Source organism: Peptoniphilus harei (genome assembly GCF_016726485.1).
Lineage (GTDB): Bacteria > Bacillota > Clostridia > Tissierellales > Peptoniphilaceae > Peptoniphilus_A > Peptoniphilus_A harei.
Map to the genome: position 1 here is coordinate 1580191 of NZ_CP068103.1, position 25141 is coordinate 1605331.

The window sequence follows — 25141 nt, forward strand, 5'->3', positions numbered from 1 at the left end:
TTGATAGTTTGGATTTTTTTATTTAATGAAAATTATATTCTAGTGTTAGAAAATTGATTTAATACTTGCTAAAAAGGCATTTACTTGAATTTATTTAAAAATCTTTTGCAACTATGATATAATTGTATATTATGAATTGGAGGTCAACATGAAAGAAAAATTAATTGGAATCAAAGATGAATCCATGAAACTTTTAAATGAAGTTAAGACAATTAGAGATATAGATGAACTGAAAGTTAAGTACTTAGGCAAGAAGGGTGAAATAACTCAAATCTTAAAGGGAATGAAGGATCTTTCCAAGGAAGAGAGACCTGTTATGGGTGCCCTTGTCAATGAAGTCCGTGAAGAAATTGAAAAGGCTCTTGAAGACAAGAGGACTGAGTTAAATGAAAAGATTTTGGAACAAAAACTTCACGACGAGAGAATTGACGTTACTTTAAAGACTGATGAAATCTTTTTAGGACACAGACATCCCCTAAAGAAGACTCTTGAGGATCTTGAAGACTTATTTACTCACATGGGCTTTACTGTTTACGATGGTCCAGAGATTGAAACTGTTGAAAACAACTTTGATCTTCTTAATGCACCTAAGGACCACCCATCTAGGGATATGTCTGATACTTTTTATTTTGATAAAAACACAATTCTTAGATCACAAACATCTCCTGTCCAAGTTAGGGCAATGAAGGAACATGGCGCTCCAATTCGCATGATATGTTCTGGTAGAGTTTTTAGGTCTGATGAAGTTGATGCAACTCATTCACCAATGTTCCACCAACTTGAGGGACTCGTTGTTGATGAGAAGATTTCTGTTGCCAACTTAATTGACACTTTAAACTACTTTGTTAAAGCCTTCTTTGGTGAAGAAGTGAAGACAAGATTTAGACCTCACTACTTCCCATTTACTGAGCCAAGTCTTGAAGTTGATACTACTTGTACTTCTTGTGGCGGCAAGGGATGTAAGGCTTGTAACTACACTGGCTGGTCTATGGAACTTTTGGGATGCGGCATGGTTCACCCAAATGTTTTAAGAAACTGTGGCATTGACCCTGAAAAGTATTCTGGCTTTGCCTTTGGTATGGGTATTGACAGGATTGCAATGGTTAGGTACAAGATTACAGATATTAGAATGATGTTTGAAAACAACAAGAAGTTCTTGGAACAATTTTAAGGAGATATAGATGTTATTACCGATTAAATGGCTTAAAGATTATGTTGATTTCGATTTTGATGTAAAAAAACTTGCAGATGGACTTTCTAATTCTGGTTCTCACGTTGAATCTATTATTATTCCATCTGAAGGTTTAGATAAAATTGTAGTTGGAAGGATTGAAAAAATTGAAAACCACCCAGATGCAGACAAGCTTGTTATTTGTTCTGTAAATGTTGGTGACGAGGTCCTTCAAATAGTTACTGGTGCTAAAAATGTTTTTGAGGGAGCTATTGTTCCTGTTGCCCTTCACGGTTCTACTGTGGCTGGCGGACAAAAAATTAAAAAGGGCAAGCTTCGTGGTGTTGAATCCAATGGTATGCTTTGCTCTCTAGAAGAATTGGGTTACGAAAATTCAGTAATTCCTAAGGAAGCTCGTAACGGAATTTTTATCTTCCCTGAAGGAACTGAAATTGGCGGCTCTGCCATGGAAGCTCTTTTCATGGACAATGAAATTCTTGAACTTGAGATTACACCAAATAGACCTGATTGCCTAAGCATGATGGGAATGGCTGTGGAAACTGCTGCATCCTTTGATTTAAAGGCTAAGCACAATGAAATAAAAATTGAAAATCAAGTTGATGATTTTTCTGATTACTTTGATGATATTGAAATAGAAACAGAAAACTGCACAAGATATTATTCAAAAATACTTAAAAATATAAAAATGGGACCTTCTCCACTTTGGCTACAAGCCTATCTAATGCAAGCTGGAGTTAGACCAATTTCTAATATTGTTGATTTAACAAACTTTGTAATGCTTGAATACGGTCAACCTCTTCACGCCTTTGACCTAAACAGTCTCCATTCAAAGAAGATTGTGGTTAGGATGGCAGAAGATGGGGAAGAAACTGTTACTCTTGATGGCGAGACAAGAAAGTTAGAGTCCTCTGATATTTTAATTACTGATGGCCAAGAAATTATTGGTCTTGCAGGAGTTATGGGAGGACTTGATTCTGAAGTTACTGACAAAACTGTAAATGTTTTATTAGAAGGAGCCAACTTCAACAAGGAAAATATTAGGAAGACTTCAAGGAGACTTAACCTAAGAAGTGAGGCTTCATCAAGATTTGAAAAGGGACTTGACCCTAACCTTGCAAAGACTGCTGTAGATAGGGTTTGTCAACTTGCTTCTGAAATGGGAATTGCTGAAGTAGTAGATGGTTCTAAGGACGTTGGAAACTTCTCCAAGGAAGAAAAGGAAATTAAACTTAGACACCAAAAAGTTGTTGACCTAATTGGAGTTGACTTCACAATTGAAGAAGTTGCTAATATTTTAAATAGACTAGAAATTGAAACTGAAATTAAAGACGTCTATCTTATAGCAAAAATCCCAAGTGTAAGGCTTGACCTTGACATAGAAGAAGACCTAATTGAAGAAGTTGCAAGAGTTTATGGCTACGACAATATTGAGCCTAAAAAACTTGTGGGAACTTTAACGGTTGGCAAAAAACCAAGATTTAGAAATGTTGAAGACAGGATTAAAAATCTATTAACGGGTCTTGGATATTCTGAATTTATGACTTACTCCTTTGTGAGTCCGTCTTCTTATGAAAAGGCAAACTACACTGAAGATGAGAAAAATATTATAAAAATTCTAAATCCACTGGGAGAAGATTACTCAGTTATGAGGACAACTCTTGTTCCTTCAATGATTGATGCCCTTGCCAAAAACTATGTTAGGGGCAACGAAAATGTTGGTGGATTTGAAATTGGAAATACCTTCTTCCCAACAGAAGATGAACTGCCAAGTGAAAGGTTAAAATTGACTATGGGCTTCTATGACTTAGGTGACTTCTACTATCTTAAAGAGTCAATAGAAAAAATTCTTTGGTTCTTGGGAATTAATAACTTAGAAGTTAGGAGAAAGGAAGCAAGCTTCTTGCACCCAGGTAGGTCTGCAGAATTCCTATTAAATGGTGAAAGTCTTGGAGTATTTGGAGAAGTACATCCAAGGGTCTTAGAAAATTATGGACTTAAGAAAAAGGCCTATGTTGCAGAGCTAGACTTTGACAAAATCGTAGAAAATACAATTGACAACTACACTTACAAGGACCTTCCTAAATATCCAACAATGAAGAGGGACTTTGCCTTCATCATGGATAGGGAAGTAGACTCAGTTGACCTTGAAAAAGTTGCGAAAAAACATGGAAAAGACCTTCTTGAATCCTTTAAGGTATTCGACATTTACGAAGGTGAAAATATAGAAGAAGGAAAGAAATCTGTTGCCTTCTCCCTAGTATTTAGGGCTGCAGACAGGACTCTTGAAGAAGGAGAAGTTACAGAAATTTGTGAAAAAGTAGTTGCTGAAATTGAAAGTGAATTTAAAGCTAAACTAAGATCCTAAGGAGGCTATTATGTCCTATGCGAAAAGAATCGAAGTCACTATCGATGGCATGAAATTTTATGTCATGGGTAATGACAACGAAAAGTATATCAAGGACCTTGCAGCTGACCTCAATGAAAAGATTCAGGAAACTGCGAGAACTAATTACAGGTTAAATCAAGTGCAAACTCTTGTCCTTTGTGCCCTTAATGTCCTAGATGACTTTGAAAAGATGAAGTCTGATAAGGATAATCTGGCAAGTGCCAGCGATGATAAAAGGGAAATAATGGAAAAAATTGAAGAAATAAAAGATTTGAAAAAGCAGCTTTCTATTTTTGAGGAAGAAAACAAGAAGGCCAATAAGTCTTTTAGGGACCTTCAAGAGAAGACTAATGATTTAGAAGATAGAAACAGAAAACTGAATAGGGAACTTATGGATAAAAATCAAGCCCTAATGGAATCTAAGGAAGAAATTAAAAAGCTTGAGGGAAGTATCTCTAATCTTGAAGAAAAAAACAACTCCGCATCTAGAAGGATAATCGACCTATCAAGAGAATTGGAAAATATTTATGAAGAGAAATAAATATGAATTGTTAGCACCTGCAGGTGATATGGCAGCATTAAAGGCTGCTGTGTCAGCAGGTGCTAATGCCATTTATTTGGGATATGATGAATTCTCTGCTAGGGCCAAGGCCAAGAACTTTAACAGGGAAGAACTTGAAGAAGCAATAGACTATGCTCACCTAAGAGATGTGGATATTTATGTAACCTTTAACATTTTAATTGCAGACTTCGAAGTCAAGAGGGCAATGAAAAGTGTGAAGATGCTTTACGATATTGGAGTTGACGCCCTAATATTACAAGATATTGGGATTGCGGCAAAAATAAGGGAGGACTTCCCAGACTTTGAACTTCACGCATCTACCCAAATGGCAGTAAATAATTATTACGGAGCAAAATTTTTAAAAGAGATGGGTTTTTCTAGAGTAGTTCTTGCTCGTGAAACTCCTATTTTTGAAATAGAAAAGATTAAAGAACTAGATTTAGATGTTGAGACCTTTATTCATGGGGCTCTTTGCGTTTCTTATTCAGGAGAATGCCTTATGTCATCAATGATTGGTGGCAAGTCAGGTAATCGTGGCGAATGTGCCCAGGCCTGCAGGAGGTCTTATGAAATTATTGACTTTGATGGAAAAAAACTAGCCAATAGACTTTACTATCTTTCTCCCAAGGACCTAAACACCCTTGATGATGTGGCAAAGATTATAAGAGCCGGTGGCTATTCTCTTAAAATCGAAGGCAGGATGAAAAATCCGGAATATGTCTACACCGTGGTTTCATCTTATAAAAAGTCTCTTGAAGGAAAGTTAAGAGAAGAGGACAGAGAAGATACTCTGCAAGTTTTTAATAGGGGCTTTACTAAGGGACTCTTCAACGGAGACTTTGGTCGAGACTTTATTTCCTACGATAGACCTGATAACAGGGGAATTGAAATAGGAAGGGTAATTGAAGTTGGAAGAAACTCAGCGAAAATAATTTTTGACCAAGATGTTTACCCAGGCGATGGACTAGAATTTAATTCTTCCAAGGGAAGATTTGGCATGAAGTCTAGAGAATTTTATAAGGCTGGACAAACTTACCAAGTTGAATTATTTAAGAGACCTCTTGAAAATTCAACAATTAATAGGACTTACTCAAAGAAACTTTATGAAAAGATCGATGAAAAAATAGATTCCTATGACTACAAGAGAAAAGTCCATGTGGATTTAAAAATTAAAATTGGAGAAAAACCAGTAATTTATATCAAGTCAGATGACCTGGAGGGAACTTACACCCTAGATAGATTAGTTGAGCCAGCAAAGAAGACCGGACTTGAGAGGGAAAGAGTTATTGAAAATATTTCAAAAACTGGAGACAGTATTTTTGAGCTAGATGGTATAAACTTGGACTTAGATGACAATGCTTTTCTTCCAATTTCTGCTATTAATGAACTTAGAAGAGAAGGCCTAAAGATATTAGAAGATAAAATTCTAAGTGGATCCATTGAAAGAGTCAAAGTTGATAATAAATTAGAAGGTCATAAAAATAATTTAAAAAGAGAGAAATCACTTGTTAAGGTGTTTTTCAATAAGTTTGAAGATCTTAAAAGGACAGACTTAAATAAAATAGATGAAATTATTATCAGGGCCAAGGATTTGGAAAAGTTCAAAAAATCTTATGGAAATAGGGAAGTTTCAATTTATCTTGACAAGTTTTATTCTTATGATGAGCTTGAAAGGCTTAGGACCTACATTCTTAAAAATAAAAACATTAAAGGCCTTTGGATAAATAACCTTTCAGAATATTATATCTTTAAGGACGATGGACTTGAACTTAACGCAGACCTTGGACTTAATATTTTTAATTGGAATGCACTGGACTTCTTTAAGAAACTGGGCTTTAAGTCAGCTACTCTTTCTCCAGAGATGAACAGTGGACAAATTCAAAATATAATCAAGGGAGAAGACATGGAGGTCAACGTGATTTCCTATGGAAGAGTCCCAGTTATGACTATGAAGCACTGTCCTTATTCCATTGAGAAAAATTGCCTGGACGAGAGAAATTGCCCAACCTGTAAGTTCAAAAATTACCTTCTTAGAGATGAAAAGTCAGTGGACTTTGAAGTCCTAAGACAAAATACCTTTACAGAAATTTTTAATTCATATCCAATTTTATTAGACGGTTACGTGAATAAATTAAAAGAAAATAAAATTAGTCTTCTTTTATTGGCAGATGAATTTACTAATCAAGTCATTGACCTATACAAGGACTACAAGGAAGAAGATTTTTATAAACTAAAAGAAAAACTAGAAGATAAGTACAAAGAAGTTACTAAGGGACACATAAATAGGGGGATTGTCAGTGGATAATTCTTTGAAAAGAGCATCAAAGATCTTGGAATTTGACAACGTCTTAGTTGAACTTAAAAAACTTGCCAGTGCAAGTATCACAAGTGAATATATTGACCAGGTTGAAATTTCTACCCAATATGAGGTCGTAAAAAATAGGCTTAATGAGACTAACGAAGCCTTAAAATTAATTATTGCCAAGGGAGAACCACAATTATTTGGAATTGTTGACATCAGATCAATTATTAAGCGAACAGAAATTGGTGGGTCTCTAACTGCAGGAAGCCTCTTACAAGTTTCTGATTTTTTAAGAGTTTCTCGTGGCCTAAAGACTTATCTCAAAAAAGATTCTTACAATAAAGACGAAGAAGTAAAATTAGAATACATTGACAAATTAATTGAAGATCTTTACACAGACAAGAGATTAGAAGATGAGATAAATTCAAAAATTATTTCTGAAGAAGAAATTGCCGACGACGCTTCTCGTGAACTTTTAAGAATCAGGAGGGGAATTGTTGCAAAGAAGGATTCCATAAAAAATAGGTTAAATGGAATTTTATCTTCTCATGCTGATTTCTTGCAAGATGCCATTGTCACTTTGCGTGACGGAAGGTATGTTGTTCCTGTAAAAATTGAAAACAAGTCTAAGGTTAAGGGTCTTGTTCATGACATTTCTGGTTCTGGACAGACAGCATACATTGAACCTATGGCAGTTGTGGAAGCCAACAACGACTTAAAGGAATTATATATAAAAGAAAATTTAGAAATAGAAAAAATACTTAGGGAACTTTCAGAATTAGTTGGGGAAACTAGCGAAGAGATTAAATCAAACCAAGAAAAGTTAATTGAGCTTGATTTTATTTTTGCCAAGGCAAGATTGGCTTTAAATTATCATGCCAACATGCCGAAACTAAATCGTGAAGGCAGGATAAACTTAATCAAGGCCTACCATCCTTTCTTAGACAGGAAAATTGCAGTTCCAATTGACATAAATCTTGGAATAGACTTCACCTCACTTATTGTCACAGGACCCAACACTGGTGGTAAGACTGTAAGTATAAAAACTGTGGGACTATTGACCCTTATGACACAATTTGGTCTCTTGATACCAGCTGATGAGGCATCAGAAATTGCAGTTTTTGAAAAAGTTTTTGCAGATATTGGAGATGAGCAATCTATTGAGCAGTCTCTTTCAACTTTTTCATCCCACATGGTTAACATTGTCTACATCTTAAAAAATGTAAGTCCAAATTCTCTTGTTCTTTTTGACGAACTTGGAGCAGGAACAGACCCAACAGAGGGTGCTGCCCTTGCAAGGTCTATTATGGACTTTATGCTTGAGAGAAAGATAAGGTGTATTTCCACATCCCACTACAATCAATTAAAAGTTTATGCACTGACAACTGATGGAGTTGCCAATGCCAGCATGGAATTTGATGTGGATAGCCTTTCTCCAACTTATAGACTATTAATTGGGGTCCCAGGTAAGTCCAACGCCTTTGAAATTTCTAGGAGGTTGGGACTGCCTGATGAGATAATTGGAGAAGCAAAGAAACTCTTGAGTTCAGAAAATATTGAATTCGAAGACGTCCTCCAATCAATTGACGAGGACAGGACAAAAATTCGCGAGTATAAAGAAGAACTTGAGAGAGAAAAGATTGATTTAGAAAAAGAAAACAAGAGGCTTCAATCAAAAATTAAAAAATTAGAAGATCAAAAGGAAAAAATCCTAGAAAAATCTCGTGAGGAAGCTAAGAGACTTTTATTAAATACAAAAGAAAATGTTGATATAATTTTATCTGAAATAAATGAAGCTAGGGACAATATAAGTTCTGAAAATTCTAAAAAAATCCAAGAGGCCCAAGACCTCTTGCGTGAAAGTATAAAAAATGCCAGAGATAAATCAGAACTTGAAATAGCTAAGGCAAAAAACCCAATAAGAGAAATAAAAATTGGCGACAAGGTGAGGACATCTCTTGGAAATATTGCAACAGTCTTGGAGCTTCCAGACAAAAAAGGAAATGTTCTAGTACAATCGGGCATAATGAAGATGAATATGCCAAAGGATTCTCTAACGAGGATTGATGTCCAAGAAGACACAACTAAGCACAATACTAGGAGCATTTTGCAGAACAAGGCAACAAATGTTAAAAGTGAAATTGACATCAGGGGCAAGAATTTTGAAGATGCTAAAGATATTGTTGATAAATATTTAGATGATGCCTATCTTTCTGGCCTAAAATCCGTTAGAATAATTCATGGAAAGGGCACAGGTGTCCTTAGAAAAAAATTAAGAGAACATTTTAGAAGTGTTAAGACTATAAAGTCCTATAAAGATGCAGAATATAATGAGGGTGGCGACGGTGTAACTGTTGTTATCCTAAAGTAAGGAGTCAAGATGATTAATTTTAGAGAAGAAATAATAAAAATACTTGATGAAAAAATCGATGGCCTTGATGCCAAAGAGATTGACAAGATGATAGAAGTGCCACCAAACTATGAACTTGGTGACTTTGCCTTCCCAGTTTTTAGTCTAGCAAAGATTTACAGAAAAAATCCAGCTATGATTGCAGAAGAACTGGCAGGACAAATTGATTCAAAATATTTTGAAAAAGTTGAAAACAAAAATGCCTACCTTAACTTTTACATTAACAAGTCTATCTTAGTAGAAGAAATTTTAAGAGATGCTGCTGATAGAAAAGAAAACTTTGGCAAGACAAATTATGGAGATAACAAAAATGTAATTGTGGAATACTCTTCAACAAATATTGCAAAGCCCTTCCACATTGGTCACATTAGATCAACTGTAATTGGAGATTCTTTAAAGAGAATTTACGATTTCTTGGGCTTTAACACAATTGCCATCAACCACCTTGGGGACTATGGAACTCAATTTGGTATGCTTATCTATGCCTACAAGACTTGGGGCAGCAAGGAAGCAATTGAAAAGAATCCAATCAATGAACTTCTAAAACTTTATGTAAAAGTTAATGGTGTTTGTGAAGAAGACGAAAGTGTTAAGGATGAGTGTCGTTATTGGTTCAAGGAACTTGAAAATGGAAATCCAGAAGCTGTAGAAATCTGGCAATGGTTTAAAGAAGTTTCGTTAAAGGAATTTAACAGGGTTTACGATATGCTTGACATCCACTTCGATTCTTACAATGGAGAATCTTTCTATTCTGACAAGATGCCAGGCTTAATTGAAGAATTAAGAGAGAGAAATGTACTTGAAGAGTCTCAAGGTGCAGAAGTTATTAACCTTGAAGAGTATGACCTTCCACCAGCAATTGTTGTAAAATCTGATGGTACAACAATTTATCTAACAAGAGACTTAGCTGCTGCAAAATATAGACACGAAACTTACAAACCTTACAAAAATATTTACGTTGTAGGAAGTCAACAAAGTCTTCACTTCAATCAACTTAAGTCTGCCTTAAAGAAGGCTGGCTATGACTGGTACGATGAAATTGTTCACGTTCCTTTCGGCATGGTTTCTCTTGAAGATGGAACTCTTTCAACGAGAAGAGGTAAGGTAGTTTACCTTGAAGATGTGCTTAACAAGGCGACAGACAAGGTTCGTGAAATCTTAGATGCAAGAGAGGAAGAACAAGGTCAAAAAATTGAAAACAAGGAAGAACTTGCACAAACTGTAGGTATTGGTGCAATTAAGTTCCAAGAACTTTTCAATGGAAGAATTAAGGACTACACTTTTAATTGGGACAAGACTCTTTCCTTTGAAGGAGAAACTGGACCTTACGTACAATATGTTCACGCAAGAATTTGCTCTTTATTAAAGAAGGGTGACTTTGACATAAACAATGAAATCGACCCAAGCCTTCTTACAGAAGAAAGTGAAATAAATATTATTAGAAGTCTTTACAACTTCACTGACGTAGTTGTTGATGCTTGTGAAAAATATGAACCATACTTCATCACAAGATACACAGTTGAACTTGCAAAGAACTTCAACAAATTCTACAACCAAACTCAAATCTTAGTTGAAGATGAAAAATTAAAGAACACAAGACTTATGCTTTGCTATGCAGTTAAGAATGTAATTGCAAGTGGACTTAACTTGCTTGGTATAAAAGCACCTGAAAAGATGTGATCTAATGAACTTTTTTGAAGATTTACAATTAGTTTATAAGAAGGCAGGCAAGGATACCCTTTTAAAAATAAAGAAGGCCCCACACTTTTTAATCTTTCCTTTCGTTTATGGGGTAGTTTATATGCTGGGGATGCTTTTAATTGGAAGGTTACTTGCAAGAAGCTACGCCCCTATAATTGGTTTTATCATTCCACTTTTGACATCTTTGATCCTTTCGAGTTATTTTTCTGTTTTAAGTGATTTGATTTATTACAATAGAATTAGCTTTAGGAATTTTTCAAAGACTTTTATGGCCTACTTTGCATCAATTTATTCGGTGTTTTTTATCCTAATGATAATTTCGTTTTTCATGCCAGGTATAGGTGTCATGATGGGAGCTACTACTCTTGTTGGGGCAGTGATTACCCTTGCCCTCAACCCAATTGCTGAGTCAATTTATATTAGGGGAGAGTATTACACTTCAGCCTACACTCACTCACTGGAGTTTATGAAGGAAAATTTCTTACTTTGGACTATACCATTTTTGATTTATCTTGGCATACTCCATCTCTTGGGATTCGATTTTGCTTTCATGATTGTATCGAATTCAATTGTGGACCTTCCACTTGGTCAAGAAATTATGACAGGTTTATCATATACGAATCCTCTTGACCCACAAAACATTAAAATTTTGCTTGCCAGCATCATCACTGCTGTCTATGCAATCTTTAGGGGTAACCTCTACAGGATTTTAGTTGGATCAACAAGAAGGAAGAGGGCCTACATGGGCGAGTTATAAAATTTAAATCAAGACTTGACTTAGGTCAGGTCTTTTTTTATCGGAAAATTTTTGCGATTTAATAAATTTTTGTGAAGTAATAAATAATTATGAAGTAATAAATTTTTGTGAAATAATAAAAAACTATGAAGTTATAAAAAATTATCAAGTTAAATTCAAATCTTGATAAATAAAATCAAATTAAGATTGAATGAGAAATTTCTATTTGATAGGATATGAAGTATAAAATAAAATTGGAGGAATAAAATGAAAATAATTTCGTGGAATATAGATTCAATTAACGCTGCCTTAACGAGTGACTCAAACAGGGCAAAGATGTCGAGAGAAGTGCTCGCAACAATTTTAAAAGAAGACCCAGATATAATTGCCATTCAAGAGACAAAACTTCCTAAGAATGGTCCAAGCAAAAAACACAAGGAAATTATGGCAGATATGTTCTGTGATTATGACTATGTTTTTGTTTCATCAGAGGAACCAGCTCGTAAGGGATATGCTGGCAATATGGCCTTTTATAAAAAGGGGCTTGAACCTAAGGTGATTTTCCCGAAAATTGATGCACCAGACACAATGGACTTTGAAGGAAGAATTATAACTTTAGAATTTGAAGATTTCTTTCTTACACAAGTTTACACACCAAATGCAGGTGGTGAATTAAAAAGACTTCCATTGAGACAAATTTGGGATGAAAAGTATGGCGAATACTTATCAAGTCTTGATGAAATAAAACCTGTCATTGCAACAGGCGACTTCAACGTGGCTCACAAAGAAATCGACCTTGCAAACCCAGAGAGCAATAGGATGTCAGCAGGCTTTACTGATGAAGAAAGACAAGGTTTCACAAATTTGTTATCCATGGGCTTTACTGATACTTTTAGACATATCCACGGAGATGTTGAAGGAGTTTACACTTGGTGGGCACAAAGAGTTAGGACTTCTAAGATAAACAACTCTGGCTGGAGGATTGACTACTTTATAGTTAGTGACAGGATAAAAGACAATGTCACTGAATCAAATATGGTTGACTCAGGAGAAAGACAAGACCACACACCAATTCTATTGGAAATTAATTTTGAAAAATGAGAAAATAAAATGAAATCAAAGTTTTTAGAAGAAAATGGAATCATAAACCTAATAAGTGGAATGGAATACTCTCTTTCTTATGCCAAGGAAGGTGACAAGGTAAGAGATTATGTAGAGGATATGCTAGAGAGGATGGAAATCGAACCTGATGAGATTTATTCTTGCATCCAAACCCACACTGATAAAATTGCCTATTGTGATGGGGGAAATGGAAAGGACTTTGTCTACGGAAGAAACTTTCCCAACACAGATGGCCTTGTGACAGATAAGAAAAATCTTGCCCTCTTGCTAAAGTTTGCCGACTGCACACCAATAGTTCTTTATGACAAAAAGAAGGAAATTCTTTCTATAGTACATTCAGGTTGGAGGGGAGCAAAAAAGAAAATCCCAGCCAAGGCCCTAGATAAAATGAAAAGTGACTTTGGGTCAGACCTAAAAGATATTATTGCCTACATTGGCCCTAGTATTGATATAGAAAACTATGAAGTTGGAGAAGAAGTCTATGAAGAATTTAAGGATTTCAAAAATAGAGACAATTTCTTCGAGAAAATTAAGGGTACTTGGCACCTTTCTATGACAGAAGTTAATAAAGAAATATTACTAGAGTCAGGAATAAATGAATGTAACATAGATATTTGTAAAGAGTCAACTTACAAGAATCTAGACTTGCACTCTGCAAGGAGAGAAGGAAAAGCCTACGGCTTAAACTCCATGATAGTCATGATGAGATAAAATTGAAAATCTAATTTTAATCTGTTAGTATTTTAAATATTATTGAAGCATAAATAAAATTATAAGTAGGGGAGATTTAATGGAAAATCTTTTTAAAGAAGATATAAATAAAAAATTAAAAAATCTAGCTTTTATAGATTTAAAAGAAGACTACCATCTGGGAGAAGTGAACCTACAAGTGGGTCTTTCCATGCCCATAAAGTTGGACTATCTTATAGAAGGAATCAAAGAAAAGGAATTAGAAGAAGAGATAAACCTAGAAAAAATTGTAGAGGCCATGATTTATTTACTTGGAATTGACAGTGACTTTAAATATTCCGAGAAATATAAAGAAATCTTAAAAAAATTAGATATAGATTTAAAGAACTATGCCATGCACAAGGCCTTTCTAAATCAAGAAGAAGATCCTCTTGATTCTTATATATTTTTAAAGGGATATGAAGAGGTAGGGGGAGAAGATCCAGATATAATTTTTAAGGAAGCAAATATCTTAGAGGCCTTATACAATAAAATTCATGAAGAAGAATATGAAAAGAGTGAAAAATTATTAAATATAATAATTAAAAAATACAACCAAGTCTTAAACTTAGATGAGGGATATGCCTTGGCCTATTATAGGCTGGCTTACATTAACCTAGCCCTTGGCAAATTTATAAAGGCCAACATGTACTTCGAAAAGTTCATAAATATATCTAAAGATGAAGAGTTAAAGGATCAAGTTAGAAAAGAAATTGAAGTAATAAGAGATAAGGTAAACTTCGATTCAGCTAAGACCTATTTATCATATGGAGAATACGATAAGGCTATTAATCTGTTAGATAGTGTAAGCGAAGACTTTAATATGGATGAATCCTTCTATTATACTTATGCAATTTCCTATTACAATATGGGAGACTTTGATAAGTCGGAAGAATATGCAAAACTTTCTGTTGAGAAGAAAACTACAGAAGAGAATATAAATCTCCTTACAACAATATATGCAGGAAGACAAGAATTTACAAAAGCAATTGATATATTAAATTTGGGTTTAGAAGAATTAGAAGATTCTTATCCCTTGACATATAACATAGGTATAATTTACCTAAATATGAATGAAAGAGAAAAGGGATTAGAATATCTAGAGAAGGCTAATAAGCTTAGTCCAAATGAAGAGTTAGAAAACTTTATTAAAAATTTAAAATAATTATTGACAGGATAAAAATAAAAGAGTATTATATAACAGTTGTCGAAAAAGATAGCTGTTATATTTTTTTTAAAGACAAAAAAAGATTTAAAAAAATAAAAAAAACAGTTGACAGATAACTTCTCAGATGATAATATATAGAAGTTGTCACTTAAGACAGCAAAAAATATTACCGAGTTTCAAGTAAAAACAATTTAAATAAATTGTAAAAAATACTTGACAAAGAAAAAACACGGTAGTATAATAAACAAGCTACTTCAAAAAGTAGCGCATGAAACATGATAATTAAATAGTGTGAAGATAGATAAACAATTCGTGATTTAATCACAGATTCTTTTAAAGAATCACAAGCAAACCAGATATTCGTTTAGTTTTGAGAAAACTAATGAGTCATACAAATTTTTTAATTGAGAGTTTGATCCTGGCTCAGGACGAACGCTGGCGGCGCGCTTAACACATGCAAGTCGAGCGATGAAATCTTGACAGATCCCTTCGGGGTGAAGATAAGATGGATTAGCGGCGGACGGGTGAGTAACACGTGAGTAACCTGCCTTAGACATTGGGATAGCCTCGGGAAACCGGGATTAATACCAAATGAAATCATAGGTGCCCATGCACTAATGATCAAAACTCCGGTGGTCTAAGATGGACTCGCGTCCCATTAGCTAGTTGGTGAGGTAACGGCCCACCAAGGCGACGATGGGTAGCCGGCCTGAGAGGGTGAACGGCCACATTGGAACTGAGAAACGGTCCAAACTCCTACGGGAGGCAGCAGTGGGGAATATTGCACAATGGAGGGAACTCTGATGCAGCGACGCCGCGTGAACGATGAAGGCTTTCGAGTCGTAAAGTTCTTTTATATGGGAAGATAATGACGGTACCATAAGAAAAAGCCCCGGCTAACTACGTGCCAGCAGCCGCGGTAATACGTAGGGGGCTAGCGTTGTCCGGAATCACTGGGCGTAAAGGGTTCGCAGGCGGAAATGCAAGTCAGATGTAAAAGGCAGTAGCTTAACTACTGTAAGCATTTGAAACTGCATATCTTGAGAAGAGTAGAGGTAAGTGGAATTTTTAGTGTAGCGGTGAAATGCGTAGATATTAAAAAGAATACCGGTGGCGAAGGCGACTTACTGGGCTCATTCTGACGCTGAGGAACGAAAGCGTGGGTAGCAAACAGGATTAGATACCCTGGTAGTCCACGCTGTAAACGATGAGTGCTAGGTATCGGAATAATTCGGTGCCGCAGTTAACACATTAAGCACTCCGCCTGGGGAGTACGTGCGCAAGCATGAAACTCAAAGGAATTGACGGGGACCCGCACAAGCAGCGGAGCATGTGGTTTAATTCGAAGCAACGCGAAGAACCTTACCAGGGCTTGACATACTGAGGACCGGTATAGAGATATACCCTCTTCTTCGGAAGCCTCAATACAGGTGGTGCATGGTTGTCGTCAGCTCGTGTCGTGAGATGTTCAGTTAAGTCTGGCAACGAGCGCAACCCCTATCTTTAGTTACCAGCATTTCGGATGGGGACTCTAAAGAGACTGCCGATGATAAATCGGAGGAAGGTGGGGATGACGTCAAATCATCATGCCCTATATGCCCTGGGCTACACACGTGCTACAATGGAAGATACAAAGGGAAGCGAGATAGTGATATTAAGCCAACCTCAAAAAGTCTTTCCCAGTTCGGATTGTACTCTGCAACTCGAGTACATGAAGATGGAGTTGCTAGTAATCGCAGATCAGCATGCTGCGGTGAATGCGTTCCCGGGTCTTGTACACACCGCCCGTCACACCATGGAAGCTTGTAATACCCGAAGCCTGCGAGCGAACCTTAGGGAAGCAGCAGTCGAAGGTAGGATAGGTGACTGGGGTGAAGTCGTAACAAGGTAGCCGTATCGGAAGGTGCGGCTGGATCACCTCCTTTCTAAGGAAAAAAATCTTCACACTATTTTAATTATATATATGGGGGTATAGCTCAGTTGGGAGAGCGCCTGCCTTGCAAGCAGGAGGTCAGGAGTTCGAATCTCCTTATCTCCACCATGATCACATAAGTGGTCGAAAGCTTCTTTGAAAAAAGAAGAGAACCATAACAACTTAAAAACTAATCAAAATTTCTTAAACAAAACAATTAAACTGGAAATAAACAGAAATGTTTATTAACAAAGGTCAAGTTAAAAAGAGCACTAGGTGAATGCCTAGGCACCAAGAGGCGAAGAAGGACGCGACAAGCTGTGAAAAGCTACGGAGAGGAGCAAATATCTTATGACCCGTAGATATCCGAATGGGGAAACCCACCTCATAAGAGGTATCCTATAGCCAATTCATAACTATAGGAAGCGAACCAGGTGAACTGAAACATCTAAGTAACCTGAGGAAAAGAAAGAAAACTCGATTCCCTAAGTAGCGGCGAGCGAACGGGGAAGAGCCCGATGTGTATAAAGAGACAATAGCCAGCCAAATAATCTGGGAAGATTAACCAAAGAAGGTAAGAGTCCTGTAGACGAAAGCGAAGATATCCGACACAAAAGAGTACCACGGAACACGAGAAATTCAGTGGGAATATGGGGGGACCACCCCCTAAGGCTAAATACTACTTGGTGACCGATAGCGAACAAGTACCGTGAGGGAAAGGTGAAAAGAACCCCGTGAGGGGAGTGAAATAGAATCTGAAACCTAGTGTTTACAAGCAGCGAAAGTGGTTTTGCACCACGATCGTGTACTTTTTGTAGAACGGGCCAGCGAGTTACGATTACTAGCGAGGTTAAGCATTAAAGATGCGGAGCCGAAGCGAAAGCGAGTCTAAATAGGGCGGAAGTTAGTGGTTGTAGACCCGAAACCGTGTGATCTATCCATGAGCAGAGTGAAGTTGAAGTAAAATTCAATGGAGGCTCGAACCGGGTAACGTTTAAAAGTTATCGGATGACTTGTGGATAGGGGTGAAAAGCCAAACGAACACGGAGATAGCTGGTTCTCCTCGAAATAGCTTTAGGGCTAGCCTCTAGTAAGACATGAAAAGGGGGTAGAGCACTGATTGGTCAAGGGGCATGCATATGTTACCAAGACCTATCAAACTCCGAATACCATATCATGCACTAGGGAGTCAGACTATGTGGGATGAGCTTCATAGTCGAAAGGGAAAGAGCCCAGACCATCAGCTAAGGTCCCAAAATTATAGTTAAGTGGGAAAGGATGTGGAGTTACTGAGACAACTAGGATGTTGGCTTAGAAGCAGCCACTCATTTAAAGAGTGCGTAATAGCTCACTAGTCAAGTGACTCTGCGCCGAAGATAACCGGGGCTAAACTATATACCGAAGCTATGGAACGTATAACGTTGGTAGAGGAGCAATGTATGAAGGATGAAGCAGAAGTCGTAAGGCACTGTGGACATCATACAAGAGAGAATGCTGGCATGAGTAGCGAGAGGTGAGTGAGAATCTCACCCGTCGAAAACCCAAGGATTCCTGAGCAAGGCTCGTCCACTCAGGGTAAGTCGGGACCTAAGGCGAGGCTGAAAAGCGTAGTCGATGGACAACAGGTGGAAATTCCTGTACCGATACAATCGTTAAAGGAAGTGGGGACGCAGAAGGATAATAAGAGCGCCCAGTTGGTGAGGCGTGCAAGCGCAAAGGATGGAAAGTAGGCAAATCCGCTTTCCGAGAAGTCTGAAGCGTAATGCGGATCGAAAACAAGTAGAGAAGCTTATGACTCCACACTGCCAAGAAAAGCCACTACTAGAGAAGTATCGCCCGTACCGTAAACCGACACAGGTAGGTGAGGAGAGAATCCTAAGACGAGCGGAAAAACCTTTGTTAAGGAACTCGGCAAAATGACCCCGTAACTTCGGGAGAAGGGGAGCCCCTGTAAAAGGGGGCCGCAGTGAAAAGGCCCAAGCGACTGTTTACCAAAAACACAAGTTTCTGCTAAGTCGAAAGACGAAGTATAGGAGCTGACACCTGCCCGGTGCTGGAAGGTTAAGGGAAAAAGTTAGCGTAAGCGAAGCTTAGAACTGAAGCCCCAGTAAACGGCGGCCGTAACTATAACGGTCCTAAGGTAGCGAAATTCCTTGTCGGGTAAGTTCCGACCCGCACGAAAGGTGTAACGATTTGGGCACTGTCTCAACAAAGGATCCGGTGAAATTGTAGTAGCGGTAAAGATGCCGCTTACCCACGACAGGACGGAAAGACCCCGTGGAGCTTTACTGTAGGCTGAGATTGAATTTTGGGATTAAATGTACAGAATAGGTGGGAGACTAAGAACAAGGTACGCCAGTATCTTGGGAGTCACCGTTGGGATACCACTCTTTTAATGCTAGAATTCTAACCTAACCCCATGAATCTGGGGAAGGGACACTCTCAGTTGGACAGTTTGACTGGGGCGGTCGCCTCCGAAAGAGTAACGGAGGCGTTCAAAGGTTCCCTCAGCACGGATGGAAATCGTGCGCAGAGTATAAAGGCAGAAGGGAGCTTAACTGCGAGACCAACAAGTCGAGCAGATGCGAAAGCAGGACTTAGTGATCCGGTGGTACCGAGTGGAAGGGCCATCGCTCAACGGATAAAAGCTACCCCGGGGATAACAGGCTTATCTCCCCCAAGAGTCCACATCGACGGGGAGGTTTGGCACCTCGATGTCGGCTCGTCTCATCCTGGGGCTGAAGTAGGTCCCAAGGGTTGGGCTGTTCGCCCATTAAAGAGGCACGCGAGCTGGGTTCAGAACGTCGCGAGACAGTTCGGTCCCTATCCGTCGTGGGCGTAGGAAATTTGAGAGGAGCTGTCCTTAGTACGAGAGGACCGGGATGGACAAACCTCTGGTGCACCAGTTGTACTGCCAAGTGCATAGCTGGGAAGCTAAGTTTGGAAGGGATAAGAGCTGAAGGCATCTAAGCCCGAAGCCCCCCTCGAGATGAGATTTCCCTCGAAAGATAAGACCCCTTGAAGAAAATGAGGTAGATAGGCTCAAGGTGTAAGTGTAGCAATACATTCAGCTAGCGAGTACTAATAGGTCGAAGACTTGACCAAAGATTTAAGGTAAGATTAGTTTTTAAGTTAATCTGGTGAGAATAGGACAATGGACACACCTGTACCCATACCGAACACAGAAGTTAAGCATTAGTCCGCTGATGGTACTTGGTTGGCAACGACCTGGGAGAGTAAGTTATCGCCAGTAAGGGACAAAAGTCCCCAATAGTCTTAGGTAGCTCAATGGTGGAGCAACCGGCTGTTAACCGGTAGGCTGTGGGTTCGAGTCCCACCCTGAGAGCCATTTAAAAAACAAGCCGGGGTGGCGGAACTGGCAGACGCACAGGACTTAAAATCCTGCGGTGGTTAAACACCGTATCGGTTCGATTCCGATTCTCGGCACCAAAAGAAATAGTAGCCGGGTACAAATGACGCGGGATGGAGCAGCATGGTAGCTCGTCGGGCTCATAACCCGAAGGTCGGAGGTTCAAATCCTTCTCCCGCTACCAAATTAAATAAGGCCCTGTGGTCAAGCGGTTAAGACACCACCCTTTCACGGTGGTATCCCGGGTTCGATTCCCGGCAGGGTCACCAGATGGACGCATAGCTCAGTTGGGAGAGCATCTGCCTTACAAGCAGGGGGTCATAGGTTCGAGCCCTATTGTGTCCACCAAATTGGGCCTGGTAGTTCAGTTGGTTAGAATGCCAGCCTGTCACGCTGGAGGTCGTCGGTTCGAACCCGATCCAGGTCGCCAATTAAATTTATGTAGCAAATTTACTTCAAATATGTTATCATTAATAAGTGAAATGCTGGTGTAGGTTAAGTGAGAGTCAAAATCTTTGATTTTGTTCACTCGAACTTATGCAAAACCGACCAAATCTTTGATTTGCTAAAGGTTTTGCCATTGAGCTTCCCAAGAAACCGAGCGAAAGCGAAGGTTGATTGGTTGTAAAAAACAATAAGAACTAATAAAATTAGAGAGTTTATTAATTAAAAAACTAATTAAGCTGGTGTAGCTCAATTGGTAGAGCAACTGACTTGTAATCAGTAGGTTAGGGGTTCAAGTCCTCCCACCAGCTCCAAAAAATCTTATTATTAGGGACTTACATGGAGGAGTTCCCGAGTTGGCCAAAGGGGACGGACTGTAAATCCGTTAGTTTAACTTTCAGTGGTTCAAATCCACTCTCCTCCACCAAAAATTCTATAAAAAATTATTTATGCGGATGTGGCTCAGTGGTAGAGCATCGCCTTGCCAAGGCGAGGGTCGCGAGTTCGAATCTCGTCATCCGCTCCATTTTTTTATGTATCCTTAGCTCAGCTGGATAGAGCGTCTGGCTACGGACCAGAAGGTCGGGGGTTCGAATCCTCTAGGATACGCCACAAAAACTTGTAATTTTTATTACAAGCTTTTTTTTGCTCATGCAGGAGTGCTGGAATCGGCAGACAGGCATGTTTGAGGGGCATGTGCGAGAAATCGCGTGAGGGTTCAAGTCCCTCTTTCTGCACCAGGAAGACTACTTATTGATTAAGTAGTCTTTTTTCATTGGATTTTTAATTATTTAAAAATTGTAAAAGTAAAAAAAATCTTTTAGATGAAGTAAAATTATTAATTTCAAAATAATTATAATAGATAGTTTCATTTAAGATTAGTGGATTTTGATTTTTTTATAAGTTAGAAATTAGCTAGAAAGTAAAAAAATTAATATAAAGTGTAAAAGGCTTGGATTATTCCAAGCCTTTTTGTTACAGTTAATTATAAATCTTTTAGATATTTAATTTACTTAATTATAAACTTAAAAAATTATACTTAAATGACTAATAATTACTTTATAAAAAATCATGAATCATTATCTACTCTTAGACTTTTTTATTTAATTCTAAATTCAATATTTTCTCACACAAGTCTTTTTGATTTTCAAATATATGTTCCTTGTAATATAAAATTAAAATTTTAGCTGGACTTTTTATATTACTTTTGTTTTCTAATTTTAGATTAAGGTCTTTCTTAAGAATGAAGAAACATTTATTGTCTTCATCATATAAGCCATCTTCAGTATTGATTTTTAAAATGAAACTTTTCGGATATCCTGTAAGTTCTAAATAGTCTTCTTTATTTTCTATTAAATTAAAAATTTCTAGTGAATAAAGTCCTCTCGATGCAAAGTATTCTTCTGAATAATTTGTCTTTCCTCTTAACTCTATGGTATTGCCTAAGAGTTCAAAGCTTTCTAAAATAAATTTATAATTTAAAATTTTAAAACTCAACTTAGATTTCAAGCTATTTCTTATATTATCGTCTAATAATATTAAGTTCTTAAGGCTTTCAAAGGAGTAGTCTAAGATCCTATCCATAGAAGCTTCATCACCTTCTATAAATTTCTTAAAAAGAGATTTTATTTTTATTCCCTGGTAGGTCCACTCACTTGATGAATCAAAAGAATCTACGAAGTTTTTCAACAAGTCCTTATTAGAATGTGATGAGAGTTTGAATATAAAGTTGTAAGTCTTTGTCACTTCTTGAAGATCTATAAAATTAAAGTCAATATCTTTTGAGAAGTACATTTGACACTTTGTTTTTAAAAATTTAAGGTCAAAGGCCTTGCCAGAATAAGTTGTAAATTCTTTGTCTTCAATAATAGGAAGGACTTCTCCCAAGAGTGTTCTCTCGTCCTTAAAACTTTCCACATAATAAAATTTTATCTTTTCAGAGGACTTTAGAGCGAGACCAATAGATATAATTGAATCCAAGTCTCTCGAGAGTCCTGATGTTTCTATTTTTATATAATTTCTCTTTGGTGGAGAAATTTTTCTTTCTATAACTTTCACATTATCACCAATTTAAGTATAACATTAAAAAATTTTTATTATTATAAAATTTCGGATAAATGGTCCAGAGGTTAGAAATCACCTATGAAGTCGTGTTATAATATAGAATTAGTAGAAACTTATAATTAGATAGAAGGAAGTTATATGATATATTTAGATAATTGTGCAACAACAAAACCAGACAAGGAAGTTGTTGAAGTAATGATGAAGGCGTTAACTGATGACTTTGCAAATCCATCATCACTTCACATCTTTGGTCACAAGGTTGAAAAGGAAATAGAAGTAGCTAGAAAAAATGCAGCAAGCCTTATTGAGACTCAGGCTGATGAAATTTATTTCACATCAGGCGGAACTGAAAGTAACAACATTGCCATTCATGGTGCCATAGAAAAAAACAAGAGAAGGGGCAAGAAGATAATTACCTCTGCCATTGAACATGCATCTATTGACGACCAATTTAAACACTACAGGGAAAAGGGTTATGATGTAGTATATCTTGATGTAGATGAAACTGGTGCTGTGGACCTAGAAAAATTTAAAGAAGTCATGGACGAAGACACAATTTTAGTATCCCTTATATATGTTCACAATGAACTTGGAACTGTTAACAAGGTCAAGAAAATTTTTGAAATAGCCAAGTCTATTAATAAAGATGTCTTTTGTCACGTTGATGGAGTTCAAGCTGTTGGAAAGATTCCTGTCAATGTTAAGGACCTTGGCTGCCATACTTTTTCTTTTTCATCTCACAAGATTTATGGCCCTAAGGGAATGGGCGCCCTTTACAAGAGAAAGGATGTAAATATAAATAGTCTTGTAATTGGTGGAGGTCAAGAAAAGGGCCTTAGGTCTGGAACAGAAAATGTGCCAGGTATCCTTGGCTTTGGCAAGGCTTGTGAACTTACAAAGAGGGATCTAGACAAGAGACTTGCCCATGCAAAGGAAATTAAAGAATATTTACTTAAAAAGTTAGAAGAAAATCTTAAGGATTATAAGATAAACACTCCAGAAGATTCTACAGATTTTATTGTATCTCTCTCTATATTGGATATTAGGGCAGAAGTTCTTCTTCACTACCTAGAAGGAGATGAAATTTATATTTCAACAGCCTCTGCCTGCACTTCTAATGGAACTCATAAGTCCACAACTCTTGAACAAATTGGACTTTCAGATAAGTATGCTGAGGGAACTATAAGGATTTGTACTTCCAAGGATACGACAGAAGAAGATATAGATATTTTTGTAGAAAAATTAGTAAAATACGTTGATGAAATAAGAAAAATAATGAGATAGGTGATTGAATGAAAAAAGTTATGGCACTTTCTCTTGGGGAAGTAATCCTCAAGGGGAAAAATAGACATAGGTTTATAGAAAAGTTAATAAAATCTGTTAAGAGAAACCTAAGAAATCTTGACCATGGAAAAATTTACCACAACATGGGAAAAATTTATGTTGAAGTTACAAGTGACAATGAAGAAAAATTAATAAACAGGCTAAAACACGTCTTTGGTATTGTCTACATTGCCCCAACTTACCAAGTGGAAAGAGATTGGGAGACAATAGAAGAAGCAGTTGTAAAGATTGTAGATGAAACTTTAAAAGACCATCCAGAATACAAGACTTTTAAGGTTAAGACAAATAGGGGAGACAAGAAGTTTCCACTTAATTCCATGGAAATTTCTGCAAAAATTGGTGGCATGGTCTTAAAGAACTTCGACATCAAGGTTGACGTCCACAATCCAGACTTTTATGTTTACTGCGATTTGAAAAAGGATACCTATATCTATGTAGATAAGATTAAGGCCCATGGTGGACTTCCAACAGGAACAAATGGTAGGGGACTTCTTCTCCTATCAGGAGGAATAGACTCTCCAGTTGCAGGATTTTTAATGGCAAAAAGAGGAGTTCTTGTGGATTGCCTCCACTTCCATTCTTATCCTTTCACATCTGAAAGAGCAGAGGAAAAGGTAAAAAAACTTGCAGAAGACATTTCAAACTTCTCAGGAGACTTGACTTTCTATTCAGTAAACATCTTGGATATACAAAAGGAAATAAATATTAATTGTCCTGAAGACGAAATGACTATTATATCTAGAAGATTTATGATGAGGGTTGCAGATAAGATTGCAAGAGACAATGGTTATGATTGTATTATAACAGGTGAAAATCTGGGACAAGTTGCATCACAAACTATTGACGGACTCAAGGTAACTGACGCTATAACAGACAAGATTGTCTTTAGACCCCTTATTGGCATGGACAAGGTAAATATAATTGATATTGCCAAGGATATTGATACTTATGAAACATCAATCCTTCCTTATGAAGATTGCTGTACAGTATTCCTGCCAAAACATCCACTTTTGACACCAAGCATTGAGGGAATAGAAAAGTCTGAAGAGCCACTTGACTGTGACAAGCTTGTTGAAGAAGCCATAGGCAAAATGAAAATTGAAAAAATAGGAGGAAGCGATGAAGAATAAAAATAAGGGCGCTGTAGGAATAGTTGCCATTATAGCCATAGTTGTTGTAATTGCAATTTTCTTCGGTGGCCAATGGAACAATCTAGTTAAGCTAGATGAAGATGTAAATGGTGCTTGGGCACAAGTCCAAAACCAAGTAAAAAGACGTGCTGACTTAATTCCAAATATAGTAGAAACTGTTAAGGGATACGCAGGTCACGAAAAGGAAACTTTCACAGAAATTACTAAGGCTCGTGCAGGAGTTTCTGAAGCATCTACACCTAAGGAACTTGCTGAAGCTAATGATAATTTGACAGAAGCTATTGGAAGACTTAATGTTGTTGTGGAAAATTATCCAGAATTAAAGGCAAACCAAAACTTCCTAGACCTACAAGCCCAACTTGAAGGAACTGAAAATAGGATTGCCACAGAAAGAATGAGATATAACGACACAGTTAAGCTTTACAATCAAAAGGTTAGAAGGTTCCCAACAAATATTATTGCAAAAATTTTAGGTTTTGGACCAAGAGATTATTTTGAAGTTTCAGAAAAGGACAATCAAGTACCAGAAGTTAAGTTTTAGGTGATAG

The 25141-nt window shown here is 37.2% G+C and carries 14 protein-coding genes, 12 tRNA genes and 3 rRNA genes; 28 read left to right on the forward strand and 1 reads right to left on the reverse strand.

The genetic code is table 11. The annotated features are described in order from the left end of the window. Positions 1–148: 148 nt before the first annotated feature. The 25 genes from pheS to I6I93_RS07565 all read left to right on the forward strand — a co-directional run bounded on the left by pheS (position 149) and on the right by I6I93_RS07565 (position 20774). Complete coding sequence (gene pheS / locus I6I93_RS07445; protein WP_070700194.1) at positions 149–1171, forward strand: phenylalanine--tRNA ligase subunit alpha; 1023 nt, start codon at positions 149–151, stop codon at positions 1169–1171. Between the two features lie 10 nt (positions 1172–1181). Further along, positions 1182–3557: a phenylalanine--tRNA ligase subunit beta gene (pheT, locus tag I6I93_RS07450; RefSeq protein ID WP_112890032.1), complete on the forward strand. Its 2376-nt coding sequence runs from the start codon at positions 1182–1184 to the stop codon at positions 3555–3557. Between the two features lie 10 nt (positions 3558–3567). Further along, positions 3568–4119, forward strand: coding sequence for a cell division protein ZapA (gene zapA / locus I6I93_RS07455; protein ID WP_112890033.1), 552 nt, complete (start codon positions 3568–3570; stop codon positions 4117–4119). Beyond that, positions 4106–6445 carry a U32 family peptidase gene (locus I6I93_RS07460; protein ID WP_112890034.1) on the forward strand — a complete coding sequence of 780 codons (2340 nt, stop codon included), beginning with the start codon at positions 4106–4108 and terminating at the stop codon, positions 6443–6445. Before zapA ends, I6I93_RS07460 begins: the two co-directional genes overlap by 14 nt. After that, positions 6438–8813, forward strand: coding sequence for an endonuclease MutS2 (locus I6I93_RS07465; RefSeq protein ID WP_112890035.1), 2376 nt, complete (start codon positions 6438–6440; stop codon positions 8811–8813). Before I6I93_RS07460 ends, I6I93_RS07465 begins: the two co-directional genes overlap by 8 nt. 9 nt (positions 8814–8822) lie before the next feature. Next, positions 8823–10532: an arginine--tRNA ligase gene (argS, locus tag I6I93_RS07470; protein WP_112890036.1), complete on the forward strand. Its 1710-nt coding sequence runs from the start codon at positions 8823–8825 to the stop codon at positions 10530–10532. Positions 10533–10536: 4 nt separating this feature from the next. Further along, positions 10537–11310 carry a hypothetical protein gene (locus I6I93_RS07475; protein WP_112890037.1) on the forward strand — a complete coding sequence of 258 codons (774 nt, stop codon included), beginning with the start codon at positions 10537–10539 and terminating at the stop codon, positions 11308–11310. Positions 11311–11556: 246 nt separating this feature from the next. After that, positions 11557–12390 (forward strand): exodeoxyribonuclease III, encoded by an 834-nt coding sequence (locus I6I93_RS07480; RefSeq protein ID WP_112890038.1) that lies wholly within the window; start codon positions 11557–11559, stop codon positions 12388–12390. Between the two features lie 9 nt (positions 12391–12399). Then, positions 12400–13122, forward strand: coding sequence for a peptidoglycan editing factor PgeF (gene pgeF / locus I6I93_RS07485; RefSeq protein WP_070700186.1), 723 nt, complete (start codon positions 12400–12402; stop codon positions 13120–13122). Between the two features lie 79 nt (positions 13123–13201). Then, positions 13202–14305, forward strand: a complete 1104-nt coding sequence (locus I6I93_RS07490; RefSeq protein WP_112890039.1) for a tetratricopeptide repeat protein — start codon at positions 13202–13204, stop codon at positions 14303–14305. A gap of 403 nt (positions 14306–14708) precedes the next feature. Then, positions 14709–16233, forward strand: a 16S ribosomal RNA gene (locus tag I6I93_RS07495). A 40-nt stretch (positions 16234–16273) separates the two neighbouring features. Further along, positions 16274–16349: transfer RNA gene (locus I6I93_RS07500), tRNA-Ala, on the forward strand. A 124-nt stretch (positions 16350–16473) separates the two neighbouring features. Continuing rightward, positions 16474–19325 (forward strand): 23S ribosomal RNA (locus tag I6I93_RS07505). A gap of 31 nt (positions 19326–19356) precedes the next feature. Next, positions 19357–19473, forward strand: a 5S ribosomal RNA gene (gene rrf / locus I6I93_RS07510). Together the 16S, 23S and 5S rRNA genes with 12 tRNA genes alongside form the textbook arrangement of a ribosomal RNA operon. A gap of 21 nt (positions 19474–19494) precedes the next feature. Continuing rightward, a tRNA-Asn gene (locus I6I93_RS07515) sits at positions 19495–19569 on the forward strand. Positions 19570–19581: 12 nt separating this feature from the next. Further along, a tRNA-Leu gene (locus I6I93_RS07520) sits at positions 19582–19670 on the forward strand. A gap of 27 nt (positions 19671–19697) precedes the next feature. Continuing rightward, positions 19698–19774 (forward strand) — tRNA-Met (locus tag I6I93_RS07525). Positions 19775–19784: 10 nt separating this feature from the next. After that, positions 19785–19859 (forward strand) — tRNA-Glu (locus I6I93_RS07530). A 3-nt stretch (positions 19860–19862) separates the two neighbouring features. Then, positions 19863–19938: transfer RNA gene (locus tag I6I93_RS07535), tRNA-Val, on the forward strand. Between the two features lie 5 nt (positions 19939–19943). Continuing rightward, positions 19944–20020: transfer RNA gene (locus I6I93_RS07540), tRNA-Asp, on the forward strand. A gap of 252 nt (positions 20021–20272) precedes the next feature. Continuing rightward, positions 20273–20348 (forward strand) — tRNA-Thr (locus tag I6I93_RS07545). 27 nt (positions 20349–20375) lie between these two features. Beyond that, a tRNA-Tyr gene (locus I6I93_RS07550) sits at positions 20376–20461 on the forward strand. Between the two features lie 24 nt (positions 20462–20485). Further along, positions 20486–20560 (forward strand) — tRNA-Gly (locus I6I93_RS07555). 9 nt (positions 20561–20569) lie between these two features. After that, positions 20570–20646 (forward strand) — tRNA-Arg (locus I6I93_RS07560). 41 nt (positions 20647–20687) lie between these two features. Next, a tRNA-Leu gene (locus I6I93_RS07565) sits at positions 20688–20774 on the forward strand. Positions 20775–21123: 349 nt separating this feature from the next. Here I6I93_RS07565 and I6I93_RS07570 read toward each other — a convergent pair. Further along, positions 21124–22092, reverse strand: coding sequence for a ribonuclease H-like domain-containing protein (locus I6I93_RS07570; protein WP_112890040.1), 969 nt, complete (start codon positions 22090–22092; stop codon positions 21124–21126). 144 nt (positions 22093–22236) lie between these two features. On the opposite strand from I6I93_RS07570, the gene I6I93_RS07575 reads away from it, so the two are divergent. Genes I6I93_RS07575 through I6I93_RS07585 form a run of 3 tightly spaced genes read left to right on the forward strand, consistent with a single transcriptional unit; the run spans position 22237 to position 25134 of the window. After that, the gene (locus I6I93_RS07575; protein WP_112890041.1) at positions 22237–23382 is read left to right on the forward strand and encodes a cysteine desulfurase family protein; all 1146 of its coding nucleotides are present in this window, start codon (positions 22237–22239) and stop codon (positions 23380–23382) included. 8 nt (positions 23383–23390) lie between these two features. After that, positions 23391–24572: a tRNA uracil 4-sulfurtransferase ThiI gene (gene thiI, locus I6I93_RS07580; protein ID WP_112890042.1), complete on the forward strand. Its 1182-nt coding sequence runs from the start codon at positions 23391–23393 to the stop codon at positions 24570–24572. Continuing rightward, positions 24562–25134: a LemA family protein gene (locus I6I93_RS07585; RefSeq protein WP_070700179.1), complete on the forward strand. Its 573-nt coding sequence runs from the start codon at positions 24562–24564 to the stop codon at positions 25132–25134. The genes thiI and I6I93_RS07585 overlap by 11 nt, the downstream gene beginning before the upstream one ends. Positions 25135–25141: the final 7 nt, after the last annotated feature.